Here is an 18865-nt window from a genome sequence, read left to right on the forward strand (position 1 = left end):
CCGCGAGGACTCAGCTCTCCGGCATCCCCGAGGAGTGGTGGTTGACGATCAGCCACTCGCCGTCGATCTTCTCGTACGTGTACGAGTACCGCGCCTCGACGACTCTCTTCGCGCCGGTCTCGGGGTCGGTGAGCGTGAACTCGTAGACGCCGGTGTCGATGGCGGAGTTGCTGTCGAGGACGTCGACGATCGTGTCGATCTTCTTCCCGACCGGCTTGTTCTCCAGGAAGTGGTTGAAGTAGTCGACGATCTCGGCACGGTCGCTGCGGACCTGGTTGGAGACGGTGGGCAGCAGAACCGCGTCCTTCGCGTAGAGGTCCGCCACCTTGTCCGAGTCGCCGGTCTGCAGGGCGGCGTTCCAGCCGTCGAACAGGGCGGCGATCTGCTTCTTGCTCGGCTTCGACCCCGAGTCGGAGTCCGAGCCGGCCAGGCTGACGCCGGCGGTGAACGTACCGACGGCGATGACGGCGGCGGCGGCGACGACGGCGGCGCGCTTGGTTATGGAAGGACGGGTCATCGTGGTCTCCAGCGGTAGTGCGAGGTGGGGGGGTCTCTCCCTCCGCGTTCGGTGCGGTGTGGAGTGACTCCAGACTCTCTTTTCGCTGGTTAGGGCCCGTGCAGCCGAGATACAGCACAGAGCCAGGACTCAGCCAATTCACGCTCCGTACCGCTCCGGTTACGCGGCGCTCCGCCGGCTCCGCAGCAGGCTCACCCCGGCGCCCAGGGACACTACGCCCATCCCGACAGCCGTCATGACGCCCTGCGCCCCGTCCACCACGAACGGCGCGACCGCAGCGACGGCGAGGTTGAAGAGGAAGAGGAACCACAGGACGGGCTTGGAGGAGGGCAGCGACTTCATGACGTTTCCCTTGGGGTGAGGGGCCATCGCCGACCGTTTGTGGCCGTTGACCTTGTGCCCTCAACCATTCCGTCTTCCGACGGCCGCCACGAGGGAGTGCTCTCCCGAACCGATGGTGTAGCGGGCTACACCGTACGAGCCGCTCAGGCGTCGCCCGTCGACACCGAACCGATGTTCCCGCCGGCCGCGACGGACCGCTCCCCGGAGGCGGTGACGGGCCGCCCGCCGGAAGGCGGCGCCGAACCGGGAACGGCCATAGGGGCCACGGCCTGGACACCGTCGCCGGTGACAACCGCCCCGATGCTCCCGCCCGCGGCGACGGACCGCGCACCGCTCGCGGTGACCGACGCGTGCGGGGTTCCAGGGCCTCCCGAGGCTTCCGATGCTCCCGATGAGACGGCGTAAATGGTGAGCGCCAGCCCCACCAACCCCGCCGCTCCCCCGGCCACACTCGCCCACGGATCCGCCGCGTCGACGTCCAGCACGCCCCCCACGACCAGCCCCGCCGCACCCGCGACACAGAGCCCGATCCCCGTCCACATCAACACCCTCGACCGCCCCGTCATACGGCCATCATGACGCCCGGGGCGACCGAGGCGCAGGGGGTTGGCCCGGCGCCTCAGGCCGGGGAGGATGCCGATCATGACGACGAGCGGGTGGGCGGGCGACGTACTGCTGACGGCGATCGTCCTGCTCGGCTCCTCCCTCCAGTGGCTCACCGGCATGGGCTTCGCCCTGGTCGCCGTACCCGCGCTGGTCCTGCTGCTCGGACCGGCCGAGGGGGTCGTCCTGGCCAACTGCGCCGCCGGGGCAATCAGCGTCGTGGGGCTGGTGGGCGGTTGGCGACAGGTCCGGTGGGCGGCGATGCTGCCGCTGTGCGTGGTGGCGGCGTGCACGGTACCGGCGGGGACGTGGGTCACTCGTCAACTTCCGGAACCGGTACTCCTGTTGGCCATGGGCGGCCTGGTGACCGTGGCCGTGCTGCTGGTGATGCGGGGCGCGCGGGTACGGGCACTGCGAGGCACCGGGGGCGCCCTGGCGGCCGGCGCGGCCGGCGGTTTCATGAACGCGGCGGCGGGCGTGGGCGGCCCGCCGATTTCCCTGTACGCGGTCAACGCGGGCTGGACGGTATGGGAGTTCGTGCCGAACGCGCAGTTCTACGGGGTGGTCGTGAACGCGTTCTCCGTGGCGTCGAACGGGGTGCCGGAGTTGAGTGCGGGGCGGTGGGCTTCGGTCGCGGGGGCGATGGTGGCGGGCGGGGCGATCGGCAGAGGGCTCGCGGGGCGGATGTCCGAGGAACGAGCCCGGCTGCTGGTGTTGTCACTGGCGTTGGCGGGTGGGCTTGTGGCGGTGGGGAAAGGAGCGTGGGGGCTCTGACAGCGGGCGGCGTTCAGTCGACGAACTCTTTGAGCGGCTCGGTGTCCAGCGTGACGTTCACAGGCTCCGGGAGCTTCACCGTCGCGCCGAAGGGCAGCTTCTCCGCGTGCCGGTACCGGCCGTCCTCCGGCTGGTTGAACACGACGACGGAGCAGTCGTCGCGGTCGATGAGGAGGTAGACGGGAATGCCGGCGGCGGCGTAGCCGTCGGGCTTCTCGACGCGCGAGAACCGGTCCGTTTCCGGATCGCGTGCCGTGACCTCGACTGCCATGAGCACGCCCGCCGGGTCGCTCCAGTCGCCGTGTCCGACGAAATGCCGTCCCGGGGCGAGCACACCGTCCGCACGCGCCCGCCCCATGCCGTCGGCCTCCGTCTGCAAGCCGCGGTATGCGTAGAGCCACAGGCCGCGCGCCTGCCCTGCCCACAGCCTCTGCAACCGGGCGATGATCTCGCTGCGGTTGCCGTCCGGCCCACGCTTCACCGTCAGCCGACCCTCGATGAACTCCAGCCACACGGTCTCCGGCGCCCGGCGTGCGAGTTCCTCGAAGTCCTCAACCAGCATTTGGCGTTCATTCCTGGTCACGGTCGGTCGACGAGGATTCGCTTACGACCCGCGCAGTCGGCCAGGGCCCGGATGTCTTCCAGGTCGTCGGTGAAGATCGGCGCCTCGTCGTAGGCGATGGATGCCAGGACGACACTGGCGTCGATCACGTCGGACGTCTTGTTCTTCTGGCAGAGCACTGCCGCCGCCTTCGCCAGGGCTTCGGTGAACGGCAGCACCTCGCACCCATGGAGCACACGATGGAGTGCCGCCGCCTTCGGGCGCGAGTCCCAACCTTGCGCGAGAACCCCCGCGGGAACGATGGGGATCTTCCCTCTGCCAAGCATCCTGTAGTGCTGGCGCAGGAACGCCTGGTCGTTCTTGGCGGCAGCGATCAGTGCGCCGATGTCATAGACGATGTGGCTCATGCGCTGCGACGGTCCTCTCGCGATTCTCCGAAGAGGGCGTCGATCCTTGCATCGGCTTCCGCCATCTCCTCAGGCGTCGGCCATCCGTGCTCTTCAAAGTGCTCCTCCATCGCCCGCAGCCCCTCACGGATAATGCGGCGCTTGTCGAGGTACTGCTCCAGTGCCCGGCTGACCACCGCCGAGATCTGCTCGTCCTCGGCCTCGGCGTACTGCCGCAGCGCCTCGCCGAGCTCGGCATTGAGACTCACGCTGAACTTCACCTTCTCTGCCATATTACGAATGTAATCCGGAACTGCTGCTGGAACCACCGTCACGGGTTCACGGGTTCACGGGTTCACGGTTTCCAGCGCCTCGGCGGGAGTCCGTTCGCGATGCGGTCGCGGTTGTCCCGGTAGTGGTAGAAGACGCGGTCCTCGATGGGCACGGGACGGAACGTGTCCGGGACGGGGCCTCCCGTGGCGCGCTCCAGCTTCCGCTTGAGGAAGTAGGCGGACGTGACGCCCAGGTGGGCGATCTCGGCGAAGCCCTTCGCGATGTCCGCGTCGGCCATCGGGTTCTCCGCGTCCTCCTTTCGGCAGTCCTCGCAGATACCCCGGTCGATCTTCACCGTGCGTTCGTCCTGGTCACAGGTGGCGCAGGCCATGATCACCCGTGTGACACGGCCACGGATGGGGCCGGTCGGGGCAGCGGCGGTGTCGTCCTTCTGAGGGGGCATCTTGGCCTCCAGTCGCTTGCGGGCGAATCCGCCCGGGTTGGTGACGGTGGATGGGAGCCCGTCGGTCAGGGCTCGGGTGATGTCGTTCGGCGTCGCGCCACGGGACAGCCACTCCGCGGCGAGGGATTCGAGGGACCGGCAGTCGGTTTCGGAGAGAGGCATACGAGGGTCGGCCGCGCGGAGCTGGGCGAGGGTGAGGTACCCGATGCTGGGCTCTTCCCGAGCCGGCCCGTCGTCCGGTACGGCTTCGGCGTCGACGTCGGCTTCCGGGGCCGGTTCGTCGGTCCGAGCCAGGCCCGGACGGTAGTCCTGCGTCACGTCCTTGCCGTGCCGCTCCCGCGCGAACTCCGCCCACCACTGGGCCGACCTGGGCGTACGCGACCAGTACGTCCGCGTCACCCACCGCATCGAGTTGTCCGCGAGGGTGATGTGTTCCTTGATCCAGCGCAGGTGGCCGGCCTCGGTGAGGTGGTTCAACGACGTACGCATCGCCTGCTGGCCGTAACGGGGATGTTCCGCCGCGAGCACCTTGTGGCCCATCGCGTGGCCGTCGTCGAGGTGGTCGATGAAGACGGCGACCTCGGCGTCACGCGGGAGCAGATGTGCGAAGTCCGGGTCGGCGTGCGGGTCTTCGTCACCCGCGGAGCGTTTTCCGTAGCCCGTTTTGGCCATGGGGTGCGACGGGGACGGCAGGGCGGGACTAAGGTTGGCGTAAGCCACGATCGACTGCTTTCGATCCGTAGGGCTAGGCCCCGGAGCCGGTGTTGGCGCACCGACCGGGGCCGATCTATTGCCGCGAACCTAGAGCGGTTTTACTCTCCGGCGCAAGCTGGTCACGGAACGTCACCCATTCGAGGTACGACGCCTCAACTCACGTACAGACATGGTTGGTTGGGTTGGATTTCAACCAAACCAAGAACTCAAAAACCCATGGGAAGAGCTCGGAGCCCGAGGCTCAAGCTCCGGGCTGAACTGCGGAAATGAACGCCTCCCAGACGGGCGCGGTGAGGTGGAGCTCGGGGCCTGAGGGGACCTTGGAGTCGCGGATGTGGATGCGGGTGGAGAACGCGACTTCGACGCAGGCGCCGCCTTCGGAGTTGCTGTAGCTCGACTTGAACCACGTCAACTGATCGTCACTCATGGCTGATCCACCATCCGCTCGATGAAACGGGCCGACTCATCGGGACTGAGAGCCTGCGCGCGGATCATGCTAAGCATCTCGCTCGCCCGGCTGACAACCTTCGGATCGGCAGAGAGCGAACTCGACAACGCCCCTTCCGTGAAGGCGAACCGCTCGTGGTCTCGGGTCTCCAACAGGACCATGGGGCCCATGAGCGCCGGAGCGATGGCACGTTCGAGAGGAAGCACCTGGATCACGACGTTGTTCAGGCGAGTCACCTCCAGCAGGCGGCCCAGTTGTTCAGCGTCCACCTGCGGGCTGCGCAAAGCGGCCTCGTAGAGGATGAAGCTCAGGGCCACGGGCGGCTTACGTCCGGTGAGGATCGTCTGCCGCTCCATGCGTGCCGCGATCCGCTCTTGAACCGTCTCCTCGTCCAGAAGGGGGACGTGGTTCTCGATGAGGGCCGTCGCGTACGTCTTCGTCTGCAAGAGCCCCGGGATATAGGTCACTTCGTACCACCAGAGGCTGATGGCTTCCATCTCGCGCTGCATGAAGTCCAGGGCTCCAGCCGGAAACCTCTCCCTCTGCAAGTACTCCTTGGCCGCGCTCAGAAACCCCTCCGCCCGGCACAACTCGTCCGCCACGTCGAGCACCCGCGGCGTCGGCATCCGTACGCCCTGCTCCATGGACTTGATGGTGTCCGGCGAGTAGTTGGAGGCGGCGGCGAGTTCCTCGCGGGTGATGTCCGCCTTCGTGCGCCAGCGCTTCATCTGGTTGCCGCTGTACCGCCAGGCCACAGGCGGCTGGGAGCTGACGTTGTACTGACCCGACACAGCACGCACCTCCGACGGATACACCCCGGCGTGTATCACCTCAGTCACTACCGAGCGTAGCCTCGCGGACGCCACCGTGTGACCATGACGAACGCAATTCACCGCCCCGACTGGATCCCCGCCTCCGGCCACCAACTCCGTCTCGCCGGCGTGTACTTCGATGCCGTACGGATCGAAGGCGTACGAGGCGAAGTGGTCGCCGAGCGGATCATCGAGGCGGCGGACGGGGACGCGGGGCCGGTCGTGTGCGAGGCCTCCGGGTTCCGGTGGATGTACTTTCTGCTGGCGCCCGGGGAGGTGCGCAGGCACAGCTGGCCGCTCGGTGTGCAGCGGTTCGGGAGCAGAGGGGACCGCGCCCTCACGTACATCGGGATCCCCGCGCTCGACGGCAACACGTGGCCCCTGCGCTGGTACAGCGAGCCGACGCCGACGACGCCGTACGTCCGTGCCGACCAACTGCTTGCCCTGCTCACCAGTTGACGCTCCGTACCCGTACGGTTACGCCGCGCTCTGCCAGCTTGGCTGGTTTTGCCGAACTCGTTACCGCCGCTGGAGAGACGTGATCCACGGTGATACCAATTGTCATGGGCAGCCATACAAGGCGCACCATAGGCAGCATTTTGATGCCTTATTCCATTTTGCGTCGCCATTCCCTAAAGGTTCGACCTGGGCGGCTTGGGCTTCTCTTGGGACTGCCACCTCGCTGACTCTCTGACGGTTCATCACCTGACGGCATGTGACTCGACAAAGAGCCCGATCCCGACGTGCCGGGCCACGCACGGTGATCAGCTCCCAAGGGTGGTCAAGCGCCTTTTCCGCCAGCTTCGTTGATGTCGCCGGCTCCCTTCCTGCTGGGACCCGGTCGACGAGCAGGCGAATGTCATGCTCGCGATCGCATATGTGGGATCTGTGAACAGTCAGTGGTGAGCTGACGTCGATAAAAGGAGTGCGCGATGCGGTTGCGCATGTTCAACAGCAGGCTGAGACCTTTGCCTGGTGGCAGCGGGACAGCGCTGGTGGTCACCGGGGCTCTGGTCTCGACCTTCCTCGGTACGGCGGTTTCCGGTACGGCGGTCGCCGCCCCGGCCGTCGCCGCCCCGGCCAGGGGCAGAGTGAAGGCCGTAAGTGCCCGCCCCGATGCGGTGGCGGCGATGATGGCCGCACGCAAGCAGCACTCACGGGTAGAGGTACTCGGTGACCGGACGGACGCCTCGCAGACGTTCGCCGACCCGAACGGGTCGTTCAGCTACTCGGTCTCGGCGCAGCCGCGCTGGGTGAAGCGTGGCGGTTCGTGGAAGTCGTTGGACGCGACCTTGACCTGGACCCACGCGCACACCGTGGTCCCCGCCCTCTCCGAGTCGCCCCTGGTGCTGTCGGGAGGCGGCAGCGGTCCGCTGGCCACGATGACGGTCAACGGCCGGAAGATGTCGGTCAGCTGGCCGTCCGTTCTGCCGAAGCCCAGGATTTCCGGCGCGACCGCCACGTATGCGAACGTCCTCCCCAGCGGGGTGGATCTCGAGGTCACGGCTACGCCCGCGGGCGGCGTGGAAGAGACACTGATCGTCAAGGACCCGAAGGCCGCCGCTGATCCGGCGCTGGCGAACCTGACGCTGGCTACGGCCACCAGCGGCGGAACGAAGCTCTCGGCCGACGCGGGCGGCAACCTGACGTTCAAGGACCGCCATGGCCGGGCGCTGATCACCTCCCCGGCACCGGTCATGTGGGACTCCAGCACGACCACATCGGCCGCACCGGCCACACCGGCCACACCGGCCACACCGGCCGCGCCGACACACGCCGGAACGCGTGTGGCAGCACCCGAGTCCCCCGCGGCTCTCTCAAAAACCTTGTCCAGCGTCCGAGGTCCAGGCGTGCGGGCGCGGGTGGCGCGGGTGGGAGTGAGGCTGGCGGGACACCGGCTGGCGCTGACGCCGGACCGCGCGTTGCTGACGGGCAGGACGACGACGTACCCGGTGTTCATCGATCCGGCGTACGTTCCCCATCCGGCGTCCGGGTCGACCTTGCAGTACGACGAGGTCCAGCAGGCCTATCCGACCGTGTCCAACTACGACGCGGCACCCGGCAGCGGCCTGGCCGTGGGCTACCAGGGCTTCTCGTCTCCGACGGGCATCGAGCGGACGTTCTACAACCTGAGTGTCCCCTCGTCGGTCTTCGGCGCGCACATCGTCTCGGCCAAGCTGAACACCACCGTGACCTACGCGGCGGCGTCCGGTTCCAACTCGACGACGGTCGGGGCGTTCTCCACCGGATCCATCAGTTCCTCGACCACCTGGAACACCCAGCCGGCGAAGTCGACCGGGGCCTCCAACCCGAACTACCCGAGCGCGAACGGTTCGGCGACGTTCACCACGACAAGCTCCAGCCCGAACCTGCCGGTCTCCTTCGACGTGACCTCCGGCATGCAGGACATCGCGAACATCGATCTCAACCACTGGACGCTGGGCCTGTACAACGCGACCGAGACCAACGACGTCGACCTCGTCCGGTTCGCCGCGAATCCCACGTTCTCCATCACCTACAACAACCCGCCGGCCACGCCGTCCAACCTGTCGATGACGCCGTCGAACACGGTCGGCTCGACGGCATACACATCGACCGGCACTCCGACCTTCTCGTCCTCGGCCACCGACGCCAACAGTGACACGGTGCGACTGGACTACCAGGTCCTGTCCGGAACGACGGTCAAGGCGTCCGGGAGCACCGCGTTCGTCACCGCCGGCACCGCCGCCACCTGGAAGCCGACGACCGCCCTGGCCGACGGCGCCTACACCTGGCAGGTACGCGCCTACGACGGTGCGGACTACTCGGCCTGGACCACCGCCAGGTCGTTCACGATCGACACCACCACACCGCCCGCGCCCAGCATCTCCTGCCCGGGCTACCCGGCCGACACCTGGACCGCGGCGGCGGGCGGTGGTGTCACCTGCACGCTGACCGACACGGCCAGTGACACCTACGCCTACACCTGGGGTCTCGACAACGACCCCGGAAACTGGACCACCGGCACGTCGCCCACCATCACCATCAACCCCTCCGCCGGGTTCCACACGCTGTGGGCGCGCGACCACAACAACGCCAACACCGCGGGACCTGCGGGCTATTACTCGTTCGGCGTCGGATCAGCCGGCATGACCGCGCCCGACGATCAGGCCACCACCTCCACCACCTTCCCCCTCCAGGCCACAGCGCCGCCGGGCTCGACGAAGGTGACCTTCCAGTACCGCAAGGGCACCTCCGGCTCCTTCACCACCATCCCCGCCGGCGACGTCACTAACGGCTCATCGGCGATCACCTGGCCGGTGAGCGCGACCAGTGGATCCAGTGATGTCCAGTCGCCCGCGCTGACGTGGAACGTCACGCGCACCCTCAACGACGACGGACTGCTCCAGATAGAGGCGGTCTTCACCGACTCCTCCGGCAACAACCCCGCCACCACCCCGCCGGTCGGCGTCACCCTCGACCGCATCGGCACCGGCGCCGACTTCGGCACCACCGAGGTGGGCCCCGTCACCGTCGGCCAGCAGTCGGGCAACGCATCCGTCACCGCGAGCGACGTCGCCATCGCGAGCTTCGGCAGCGGCCTTGGCGTCACCCGCACGTTCAACTCGCTGGCGCCCGCGGTGCCGTCCCTCTTCGGTCCCGGCTGGACCACCAGCCTCCCCGTACAGGGCACCAGCGCGACCTGGTCCTCCCTCACCAACTCCACCAGCTACGCCACCCTCACCGGCGCAGACGGTTCCAAACTGACCTTCGCCACCATCGGCACCGACGGCAGCGGTCTCACCACCTACAGCGCGCAGGGACCGGCCGTCGCCGCGGGCCTCACCCTCACCAAGAAGTCCGGCGTCTTCACCCTCGCCGACACGACCGGCGTCGTGACCACCTTCACCACTCCGGCGGGCGGCACCGCGGGTACCTACCTGCCCACCGTGGTCACGCAGGCCGGCGGCGACAACACCGGCTACGTCTACGACGCCGTCAGCTCGGACAGCGCCTACGGCAAGCCGGTCCTGGTCGTCGCCCCGGACGCCGACGTTCCCGCCGGCACCTCCCCCACCTCCTCCTGCCCGAACCCGCCGGCCGCCAGTACCTGGGACGCCGGATGCCGGGCCCTGAAGCTGTCCTACGACGCGACCACGGGCAACGTCTCGGAGATCGACTTCGTCAGCTCCGACGGCACCACCCTCACCCAGACCCCGGTCGCCGACTACACCTACGACTCCACCGGCCGGCTGAAGTACGAGTGGGACCCGCGCGTCAGCACACCGCTGAAGTCGATGTACCTGTACGACGAATCCGCGTCGGACTCGGACTACGGCCGCATCACCGCCATCTATCCCGCCCAGGACCGGGGTCAGCCGAGCAACGTCCTGCAGCCCTGGACACTGTCGTACGACTACACGCCCGGGGACGCCAACTTCGGCAAGGTCGTCTCGGTGACCCGTACCCACAACGCGGCCAACGGCTCAGGCGCCGCCAAGAGCGTCATCGCCTACAGCGTCCCGCTGACCACCGCCGCCGGCGGCCCCCTCACCATGGACGCGGCCACCACCGCCACGTGGGGGCAGGAGGACACCCCGGTCTCCGCCGTGGCGATCTTCCCGCCCGACCATGCCCCCACCTCCAGCCCACCCTCGGACTGGACCTACGCGCAGATCCTGTACTACGACGCCAACGGCCGCCAGGTCAACGAAGCAAGCTACGACAACGGCTGGAACGTCAACACCACCGAGTACGACCAGTACGGCAACGACATCCGTGACCTGAGCGCCGCCAACAGGGCCACGGCCCTCGCCGCCGGCTCCACGTCGGTGACCGTCGCCGGCCAGCTCGACACCGAGTCCGTCTACTCCGCCGACGGATCGGAACTGCTCGACACCTACGGCCCGGCCCACCAGGCGATGGCCGCCGGCGTCCTGCAGACCGTACGCACCCACACCCACGACGTCTACGACCAAGGCGCCCCCAACAGCGACAAGGACGCAGGCGGAAACCCGTACCAGCTCAAGACCAGCGAGACCGTGACGGCCGGCCTCGGCGCCGGCGCCCCCGGCTCCTCCGACGTCGACGCCCGCACCACCCAGTACCTCTACAGCAACGGCACGGACACCACCGGCTGGACCCTGCACACTCCGCTGCAGACCGTCACCGACCCCGGGACCGGCCACCTCAACATCACCAGCACCACCGTCTACAACGAGAACAGCTCCCTCTACGGAGGAGAGTTCCTTCCCGTCGAAACCCGCCTGCCCAGCAACACCGGCGGTGGGGGCGCCGGCACCACCCGCACCGTCTACTACACCGCGGGCAGCAACAGCGCCGACTCCGGCTGCGGCAACAAACCTGCCTGGGCCAACCTCATCTGCAAGACCCAACCCGCCGCCCAGCCCAACACGTCCGGCCTCGCGAGCCTTCCGGTCACCACCTACACCTACAACGTCTACCTGCAACCACTGACCAAGACCGAGACGTACACCGAGGCCGACGGCACCACCGCCACCCGCACCACGACCACCACCTACGACGCGGCCGGACGTACGACGCGCAGCACCGTCTCCACGACCGGAACCGGTATGGGATCCGCGGTGGCTCCGACCAAGACCGTCTACAGCTCCACGACGGGCCTGCCCATCGATCAGCAGAGCCTGGACACCTCGGGAAACCCGACGGCGGACCTGGCAACCACCTACGACGACTTCGGCGACCCCAGCAGCTACGCGGACGCCACCGGAAGGGTCACCAACTACACCTACGACCTCGCGGAACGCGTCGTCGGCCGAAGCGACAGCGGTGACACCACGACCTACGGCTACAACGGCGGGACCGTGCACGACGGCAGTCTCACCAGCGAGACGGACACCCGTGCCGGGACCTTCGGCGCCGCCTACGACCCGGACGGCAACCTCGTCACCGAGACCTACCCCGGCGGCACCACGGCGACCTACACGTTCGACGCGACGGGCGCCGCGACCGCGTTGGCCTACACGAACAGCAACTGGTCCGGTTCGCTGACGGATTCCGTCCAGACCAACGACGCCGGAGACTGGACCAACCGCTCGGAGCTGTCCACCACCAAGACGTACAGTTACGACGCGGCGGACCGGCTGTCCGCCGTAGCCGACACCCAGTCGGGCCAGTGCGCCACGCGCGCCTACGGCTACGACGCCGATTCCAACCGTACGAACCTGACGACGAGCGCCCCGAACCCGGACGGCACGTGTCAGACCAGCACCAGCTCCACCGAGAACCACGCCTACGACGCGGCGGACCGGATCACCGACACGGGATTCACCTATGACACGCTCGGTGACATCACGACCACCCCGTCCGTCGACGCCGGAGGCTCCGGCGACCTGACAGCCGGCTACTACGCCAACGGACTGCTCGCGAGCCAGACGCAGGCCGGCAGCTCCACCAACTGGACGCTGGACCCGACGGGTACGCGCGTCTCCACCACCACCGTGGCGAGCAGCGGCATCACCTTCACCAACGACTACGCCAACCAGTCCGACAAGCCGGACCTGATCACCGCGTCCAACGGCGCGTGGACGCGCAACGTACTGGGCCCGGACGACCATCTGGCCGCCACAGACACCGCATCGGGTGTCTCCCTGCAGCTGATGGATCTGCACGGCGACCTCATGGCCACGGAGGACGTCGCGAGCAACTCCGTTACGTCCACCTCCACATACACCGAGTTCGGGCTGGTGGAAGCGGGCACAGCGGCCTCGTACGGATGGGCGGCGGGCGCCCAGCGTGCGGGCACCGGCCAAGCCGGTCAGATCCTCATGGGCGTGCGAGGCTACAACCCCTACCTGGGCCGCTTCGACCAACGCGACCCCGTCCCCGGAGGCGGCGCCAACGCCTACGACTTCGCCGACCAGAACCCCGTGGGCAACAGCGACATCTCCGGGCGCTACACCTTCCGGCACGGCCACGTCACGTGCGGGTACACCACCTGCACCTTCTACCTGAGCCACTGGGGAAGCAACCACCTGTACAACCTGATGGCGGACTGGGGCTGGACCACCGCGGCCGTAGGCGCGGCAGTCGGCGCCCTGCTGGGGCTGGTCATGTGTGAGGGCAACGGGTACTGCGCGTTGGCCATCGGCTCCTACTTCGCCATCATGACGTCGGCCATCATCGATGCGGCGGACCGCGCCCACAATCACCACATCTGCTTCGCGATGAAGACCACGTACCCCACGTACACCCCGATCGGGTACATGTTCATCCCCCTCTATCCCGAAGCGGTGGGAGGAAGAAATTGCTGGTGACCAGAGAAGACGACGGAGTAAGGAGCATGGTGATGTTCGGAATCGCCATGCTGGCCGCGCAGTTCTCGTTCCTCTTCCTCTCCCTGACCGTCCTTCTGTTCCTGGAAGGGGTGTTCTTCTACCCCGTTCCCCAGGCCGGAGCACACGCTCTGGAGAGGGCTCTCATCGCGGCCGCCGTGCTCTCAGCAGTGGCCACCGGAGCGCACTTCGTACGAGTACACCGGACGCGGCGACTCACAGCGGCCTCGCTGCGGTCGGTCCACCGCGTCACGTTCAGCTCGGCCAAAGCCGCCGGACACGGTGATCAGGGTGATCGCGTCTTGGCATCCATCCGGTCCGTGCCGGGCGTAAGAGGGGTGACGCCCTCCCGCTCGGGTTCCTGGGAGATCGACCTGGGTGCGAGTGTCCGACTGGTCGCGCGCATCACTGTCAGCGTGGCGCGGGAATCGATCGTTCTCGAGGCCGCACCACGGCATCCGCTGCTCTTCCCGGGCAGCCCGCCGCGGATGAAGAAGATCGCTTCGCTGATCTCCGGCATCCAGAGCAACCTGTCGCGGAGAGACTGAGTGAATCCGTTCGCCCTTGAGCCGAGACGGCTCAAGGGCGAACGGGCAAACAGCCTCGGCCGTTACTTGGCCTGGTGGAGGCCCAGCGGGCCCCCGATCTCCTCCGCCATCACGCGGCCCGCCTCGAACTCAAGGGTCTCGTCGCCCATCGCCTGGTCCGTGTCCAGGCCGTCGAGCTCCTCCAGGGGCTGGTTCAGGCGGACGTGGGCCACCACCGACTGGAGTGCGCGCAGGGCCGCCGACGCCGTGGAGCCCCAGTTGGAGAAGTAGGAGAACTGCCACCACCACAGGGCCTCCGAGGTGCGGCCGGCCTTGTAGTGGGCCATGCCGTGGCGGAGGTCGGTGATGACGTCGGTGAGGTCGTCGGAGATGCGGGCGGGGACGGGCGCCTTGCGGGGCTCGTAGGGGTCGAAGACCTCGGAGTAGACGTCGATGGGCTCCAGGAGGCGGGCGAGGTTCTCCCGCAGGTCGTCCACGTCGCCTTCCGGGCCGAGGTCCGGCTCGTAGCGCTCGTCGGGGACGATGTCCTCGTGCGCGCCGAGGCGGCCGCCGGCCAGGAGGAGCTGGGAGACCTCCAGGAGGAGGAAGGGGACCGCCGAGTCCGGCTCGTCACCCTTCGCGACCTCCGTGACGGCCACCAGGAAGCTCTCGACCTGGTCCGCGATCTGGACCGCGAAGTCGTCGGGTTGCTGGGCTGTCGCGTGCAGCGTGGCGTCAGACATCTAGAAGTCGTCTCCCCTCGAAGGCGCGGCCGAGAGTCACCTCGTCCGCGTATTCCAGGTCGCCACCCACCGGGAGGCCGCTGGCCAGGCGGGTGACCCTGAGGCCCATGGGCTTGATCATGCGGGCGAGGTACGTGGCCGTCGCCTCGCCTTCGAGATTCGGGTCCGTGGCGAGAATCAGCTCGGTGACCGTGCCGTCGGCGAGGCGGGCCAGGAGTTCCCTGATCCGCAGGTCGTCGGGGCCGACCCCCTCGATCGGGCTGATCGCGCCGCCCAGGACGTGGTACTTGCCCCGGAACTCGCGGGTGCGCTCGATCGCCACCACGTCCTTCGGCTCCTCGACCACGCAGATGACGGTCAGGTCGCGGCGGGTGTCGCGGCAGATGTTGCACAGCTCCTCCTGTGCCACGTTGCCGCAGGTCGCGCAGAAGCGGACCTTCGCCTTGACCTCCATCAGGCACTGCGCGAGGCGCCGTACGTCCGTCGGTTCCGCCTGGAGGATGTGGAAGGCGATCCGCTGCGCGCTCTTGGGACCGACGCCGGGGAGCCGCCCCAGTTCGTCGATGAGGTCCTGGACCACGCCTTCGTACAACGGACTGCCCGTCCTTCCGTGCTTGCTGGGGGTCCTTCTGTACGTACGGTAGTTGGCCGATGCCCGTCTTAGTAAGGCAGGTCGGCCCCCGGTTTCGGTCGGCCCACGGTTTCCGGGACGTCAGAACGGCAGGCCTGGGATACCGCTGCCGCCGCCGAGGCCCTGCGCCAGCGGGCCGAGCTTCTGCTGCTGGAGCGTCTGCGCGTTCTCGTTGGCCGCCTGTACGGCCGCGACGATCAGGTCGGCGAGGGTCTCGACCGTCTCTTCAATGGATGCAGCCTCCGGGTCCACCGCCTTCGGGTCGATCTTCAGCGCGCGAAGTTCGCCGGCGCCGGTGACCGTGGCCCGTACCAGGCCGCCGCCCGCCTGGCCGTCGACCTCGGTCCTGGCGAGTTCCTCCTGCGCGTTCGCCAGGTCCTGCTGCATCTTCTGGGCCTGCTGCAGCAGCTGCTGCATGTTGGGCTGGCCACCACCGGGGATCACGATCAGCTCTCCTTGGTCGGTACGGGTGTCCGTTCGGGTTTCCCGTTCGGGTTTCCCGTTCGGGATTCCCGTTCAGGTTTCCCGTTCGGGTTTGCCGTTCAGCACGAGCCTACGTGCTCCACGCAGCCATCGCCCCAGCACTCTTTCGAGTGAGTGGGCCGGGAATCCTATACCTGATCAAGGGCCTCTTCCGAGCGGAAAAGAGGCGAAAGCTACACCTTCGCCACCCATTGGGCGCTAGGAAGGGTAGCGGCGCGTCAGCATCAGGCGTCACGGTGTGACGCGGACTGTGTCACGCAACGTGATCGGTTGGGATGAGGGTAGGGAGTGCCGGGTGGGTCAGCCGGAGATGCAGCCCGAGGGTCCTCCTCAGGACGGGCGGGGTGAGGGTGCGGCCGGGCTGCGGCCGGGCGATCTGACCGGGCGGGCGTTTCCGCTCGGGGACTGGGGGGAGCCCGCCGTGCGGCTGGACGAGCTGTACCGGTGGGTGGAGCGGGGGGCGCTGGAGACGGCGTCCTGGTATCTCGCGGACCGGGTGTGGAAGCGGCGGGGGGCGCGGGGGTTGCGGGCGGGGGCGGCGGGGGGTGCGGTGGCGGGGGCCGCGTTGCCGCTGCTGGACATGACGGGGGTGGTGGGTGGCGTCGCGCCCTGGGGGTATCTCTCGCTGCTGCTGGGGGTGGCGTGCGTGGCCGTCGACCGGTTCTTCGGGGTGACGTCCGGCTGGATAAGGGACGTGGCCACGGCTCAGGCCGTGCAGCGACGGCTTCAGGTGCTTCAGTTCGACTGGGCCTCGGAGTGTGTGCGGGAGGTGTTGGGGCCGGCGGACGGGACGGCGAGTGAGGCTGCCGAGCGGTGTCTGGGGGTGCTTCGGCGGTTCTCCGAGGACGTGACGGAGCTGGTGCGGACGGAGACGGCGGACTGGATGGTCCAGTTCCGGACGGGTGCGGCGCCGCTCGGTATCCAGTCGGCGGTGGTCGTGGGGCAGCGGACGGACTCAGGGGCTTCTCAGGGGCGGTTTCCGTTGCCGCCGGGGGCGGGGGCTCGGCCGAACATGCCTCGGCAGCGGCCGCCGGAGCCGCGGTGACGGGGCGTGTGGTGGTTGGCGTGGGATTTTCCTCGCCCCCGCCGCCCCTACCCGTCCCATCCCCAGGGGCGCTGCCCCTTCGACCCCGCCAGGGGCTCCGCCCCTGAACCCCGCCTGGGGACTGCCGTCCCCTGCACCCCCCGAATCGTGAGGTGTCACCGTACGGCTGTGCGAGGCGGGATTCCGGCCCGGTCGGCGGAAGTTCGCCTGACGTTCAACGACGTGCAGGAGAAGGGGATTTGGTCACTGCCGGGTGTACGTCAGCCTCTCGTCCGTGCCCGTGTTCGTGCGCTCCAGCGAGCCGTCCGGCAGAAGGGTGATCTCGGTCGGCGCTCCCGGAGAACAGGACGAGCGCGGCTCGCCACTGGTGACCGTGGACGGGCCGATGCTCAACGGGCCCTCGCCGCTCGGCTCTTCGGCCAGGTCCGCCTGGAAGACGCAGTGGTACGTGCCGTTCGCGGTGGGGCCATCGGCGACGAGGAACAGGACCGTGTCGCCCGTCTCGCCCTGCCGCAGGGTCAGTTCGCGGGTGTGCAGGCCGTCGGCGTTGTCGATCGTCGTGGTCCAGGTGCCGAGGTAGTCGGCGGGGATCGCGCCGTCGGACGGCGGGGCGGAGGTCGTCGGCTGTGAGGGAGACGGTTGTTCTTCGGGCGTGCTCCGGCCGGGAGTCGTGGGCGCGGTCACGGAGGGGGTGGTGGTTCCCCCGGCTGCCGCCTCGTCGCCGTCGCCGTCGCCGTCACCGCTCAGCAGGGCGTAGACCGAGCCGCCGGCGGCCAACGCGACGACCAGGGCGACGAGGACGAGTACGGCGGTGGAGCGGCGGTTCCTTCTGGGCTCCGGAGGGCCGTAATGCGGGGTGACGGCGGTCGGGGGCGGGCCGTAGGGCGGGGTCTGGCCGAGGCTGCCGTACGGGTGGTGAGGATGGTTGTACGGCGGCGGGGTGCCGGGCTGTTGCGGATAGCCGTACGCCGAGGGCTGCGGGTGTTGTTGCGGGTAGCCGTACGCGGGGTGGGCCGGGACGGGTGGGGACGGGACGGGCGGGGCAGGGGCGGGCGGTGCGCCCGGACCGCCCTGGCCTGCGACGACCGTGGGCAGGTGGTCCAGCCGTCCGCCGCTGCCCGGCTCCCCCGGCACGGGGGGGCCGGAGGGCTCGCCGGGAGCCTGGTTCGGGATCGGAGGAGGGTTCGGGGACAGAGACGGAGACGGGCCATCGGCAACGGCAGCGTGCTCGGGAGACGCTTCAGGAGACACCCCCGGAGACACCACGGGAGGCACCTCGGGAGCAGGCCCCGCACCACCACCCCCACCCACCCCCTCCGGATCCTCCGCATCAAGCAACCGCACCGCATGCCGCCCCAGTTGAGCCACCAGCACCCCCGGCAGCCACGGATCCCGCGACCGCCCCCCGGACACCGTGTCCTCCGCCCCCGTACGCTCCAGGATCCGGTCCAGCGTCGGACGCGCCCCCGGTTCCTTCTTCAGGCAGGCGCGTACGAGGTCGGCGATGCCCTCGGGCACGCCCTCCAGGTCGGGCTCCTCCTGGGCGATGCGGAACATCAGGGCGTGGACGCCGCTGTTGGCGGTGCCGAAGGGGAGTCTGCCGGTCGCGGCGTACGCCAGCACCGAGCCGAGGCAGAAGACGTCGCACGCGGGGGTGATCCGGTCGCCCCGCACCTGCTCGGGCGCCATGAAGCCCGGTGAGCCGACGAGCGCGCCGGTCCTGGTCAGTCCCGCGTCCGTCACCGTCTCCAGCGCCCGCGCGATGCCGAAGTCGATGACGCGGGGGCCGTCGATGGTCACCAGCACGTTGGACGGCTTGAGGTCGCGGTGGACGATCCCGGCGGCGTGGATGTCCTTCAACGCGTTCGCCAGACCGGCACCGAGGATGCGGACGGAGCGTTCGGGCAGCGCCCCGTGGTCGTGGCCGACGACCTGCTGGAGGCTCGGCCCGGCGACGTACCCGGTGGCGACCCACGGCACCGCGGCCTCGGTGTCCGCGTCGAGCACGGGCGCCGTCCAGTACCCGCCGACCTGCCGCGCGGCCTGCACCTCCTGCCGGAACCGCGCCCGGAACTCGTCCTGCGCGGCCAGTTCCTCCCGTACCAGCTTGACGGCGACCGTGCGCCCCCGGTCGGACCGGGCCAGGTACACCTGCCCCATCCCGCCGGCGCCGAGCCGCGCCAGCAGCCGGTACGCACCGATCCGTTGTGGATCCCCGGGCCCCAGTTTCTCCATCGCCGCGCCGCC

The 18865-nt window shown here is 68.8% G+C and carries 18 protein-coding genes; 5 read left to right on the plus strand and 13 right to left on the minus strand.

All coding sequences use genetic code 11. The features are described from left to right. Positions 1-10 precede the first annotated feature (10 nt). The 3 genes from AC5P09_RS35020 to AC5P09_RS35030 form a co-directional block, all read right to left on the minus strand. Complete coding sequence (locus AC5P09_RS35020) at positions 11-517, minus strand: SgcJ/EcaC family oxidoreductase (protein WP_493877740.1); 507 nt, start codon at positions 515-517, stop codon at positions 11-13. Between the two features lie 159 nt (positions 518-676). Then, entirely contained in the window at positions 677-859 is a 183-nt protein-coding gene (locus tag AC5P09_RS35025; protein WP_493877741.1) for a hypothetical protein, read from the minus strand. Positions 860-1002: 143 nt separating this feature from the next. Further along, positions 1003-1425, minus strand: coding sequence for a hypothetical protein (locus AC5P09_RS35030; protein ID WP_493877742.1), 423 nt, complete (start codon positions 1423-1425; stop codon positions 1003-1005). Between the two features lie 76 nt (positions 1426-1501). Between AC5P09_RS35030 and AC5P09_RS35035 the strand changes: the two genes are divergently transcribed. Continuing rightward, positions 1502-2236, plus strand: coding sequence for a TSUP family transporter (locus tag AC5P09_RS35035; protein WP_493877743.1), 735 nt, complete (start codon positions 1502-1504; stop codon positions 2234-2236). 13 nt (positions 2237-2249) lie between these two features. Here the strand turns inward: AC5P09_RS35035 and AC5P09_RS35040 are convergent, their stop codons facing one another. From AC5P09_RS35040 to AC5P09_RS35065, 6 genes are all read right to left on the minus strand, one after another. Beyond that, positions 2250-2798: a Uma2 family endonuclease gene (locus AC5P09_RS35040; RefSeq protein ID WP_493877744.1), complete on the minus strand. Its 549-nt coding sequence runs from the start codon at positions 2796-2798 to the stop codon at positions 2250-2252. A 17-nt stretch (positions 2799-2815) separates the two neighbouring features. After that, positions 2816-3205 carry a hypothetical protein gene (locus tag AC5P09_RS35045; protein WP_493877745.1) on the minus strand — a complete coding sequence of 130 codons (390 nt, stop codon included), beginning with the start codon at positions 3203-3205 and terminating at the stop codon, positions 2816-2818. Then, positions 3202-3477 carry a hypothetical protein gene (locus AC5P09_RS35050; protein ID WP_493877746.1) on the minus strand — a complete coding sequence of 92 codons (276 nt, stop codon included), beginning with the start codon at positions 3475-3477 and terminating at the stop codon, positions 3202-3204. Before AC5P09_RS35050 ends, AC5P09_RS35045 begins: the two co-directional genes overlap by 4 nt. Before the next feature lie 62 nt (positions 3478-3539). After that, on the minus strand, positions 3540-4592 hold the full coding sequence (locus tag AC5P09_RS35055; protein ID WP_493877747.1) for a hypothetical protein: 1053 nt from the start codon (positions 4590-4592) through the stop codon (positions 3540-3542). Positions 4593-4875: 283 nt separating this feature from the next. Beyond that, a complete protein-coding gene (locus tag AC5P09_RS35060) occupies positions 4876-5061 on the minus strand; it encodes a DUF397 domain-containing protein (RefSeq protein WP_493877748.1) in 186 nt (61 codons plus the stop codon). Then, complete coding sequence (locus AC5P09_RS35065; protein WP_493877749.1) at positions 5058-5810, minus strand: helix-turn-helix domain-containing protein; 753 nt, start codon at positions 5808-5810, stop codon at positions 5058-5060. The genes AC5P09_RS35060 and AC5P09_RS35065 overlap by 4 nt, the downstream gene beginning before the upstream one ends. 147 nt (positions 5811-5957) lie before the next feature. Between AC5P09_RS35065 and AC5P09_RS35070 the strand changes: the two genes are divergently transcribed. The 3 genes from AC5P09_RS35070 to AC5P09_RS35080 all read left to right on the plus strand — a co-directional run bounded on the left by AC5P09_RS35070 (position 5958) and on the right by AC5P09_RS35080 (position 13737). After that, positions 5958-6353, plus strand: a complete 396-nt coding sequence (locus AC5P09_RS35070) for a hypothetical protein (protein ID WP_493877750.1) — start codon at positions 5958-5960, stop codon at positions 6351-6353. A 473-nt stretch (positions 6354-6826) separates the two neighbouring features. Beyond that, positions 6827-13171, plus strand: a complete 6345-nt coding sequence (locus AC5P09_RS35075) for an RHS repeat-associated core domain-containing protein (protein ID WP_493877751.1) — start codon at positions 6827-6829, stop codon at positions 13169-13171. 32 nt (positions 13172-13203) lie between these two features. Next, on the plus strand, positions 13204-13737 hold the full coding sequence (locus AC5P09_RS35080; protein WP_493877752.1) for a hypothetical protein: 534 nt from the start codon (positions 13204-13206) through the stop codon (positions 13735-13737). 62 nt (positions 13738-13799) lie between these two features. Here AC5P09_RS35080 and AC5P09_RS35085 read toward each other — a convergent pair whose 3' ends face one another. The 3 genes from AC5P09_RS35085 to AC5P09_RS35095 all read right to left on the minus strand — a co-directional run bounded on the left by AC5P09_RS35085 (position 13800) and on the right by AC5P09_RS35095 (position 15534). Further along, positions 13800-14459 carry a DUF5063 domain-containing protein gene (locus AC5P09_RS35085; RefSeq protein ID WP_493877753.1) on the minus strand — a complete coding sequence of 220 codons (660 nt, stop codon included), beginning with the start codon at positions 14457-14459 and terminating at the stop codon, positions 13800-13802. Further along, on the minus strand, positions 14452-15051 hold the full coding sequence (gene recR, locus AC5P09_RS35090) for a recombination mediator RecR (protein ID WP_266436168.1): 600 nt from the start codon (positions 15049-15051) through the stop codon (positions 14452-14454). Before recR ends, AC5P09_RS35085 begins: the two co-directional genes overlap by 8 nt. A 120-nt stretch (positions 15052-15171) precedes the next feature. Further along, positions 15172-15534 carry a YbaB/EbfC family nucleoid-associated protein gene (locus tag AC5P09_RS35095; protein WP_493877754.1) on the minus strand — a complete coding sequence of 121 codons (363 nt, stop codon included), beginning with the start codon at positions 15532-15534 and terminating at the stop codon, positions 15172-15174. Between the two features lie 334 nt (positions 15535-15868). Here AC5P09_RS35095 and AC5P09_RS35100 point away from each other — a divergent pair, with 334 nt between their 5' ends. Further along, positions 15869-16618 carry an SLATT domain-containing protein gene (locus AC5P09_RS35100; RefSeq protein WP_493877755.1) on the plus strand — a complete coding sequence of 250 codons (750 nt, stop codon included), beginning with the start codon at positions 15869-15871 and terminating at the stop codon, positions 16616-16618. Between the two features lie 243 nt (positions 16619-16861). Here AC5P09_RS35100 and AC5P09_RS35105 read toward each other — a convergent pair whose 3' ends face one another. Next, positions 16862-18853: a serine/threonine-protein kinase gene (locus AC5P09_RS35105; protein ID WP_493877756.1), complete on the minus strand. Its 1992-nt coding sequence runs from the start codon at positions 18851-18853 to the stop codon at positions 16862-16864. Positions 18854-18865: the final 12 nt, after the last annotated feature.

Source organism: Streptomyces sp. a15, from assembly GCF_059026085.1.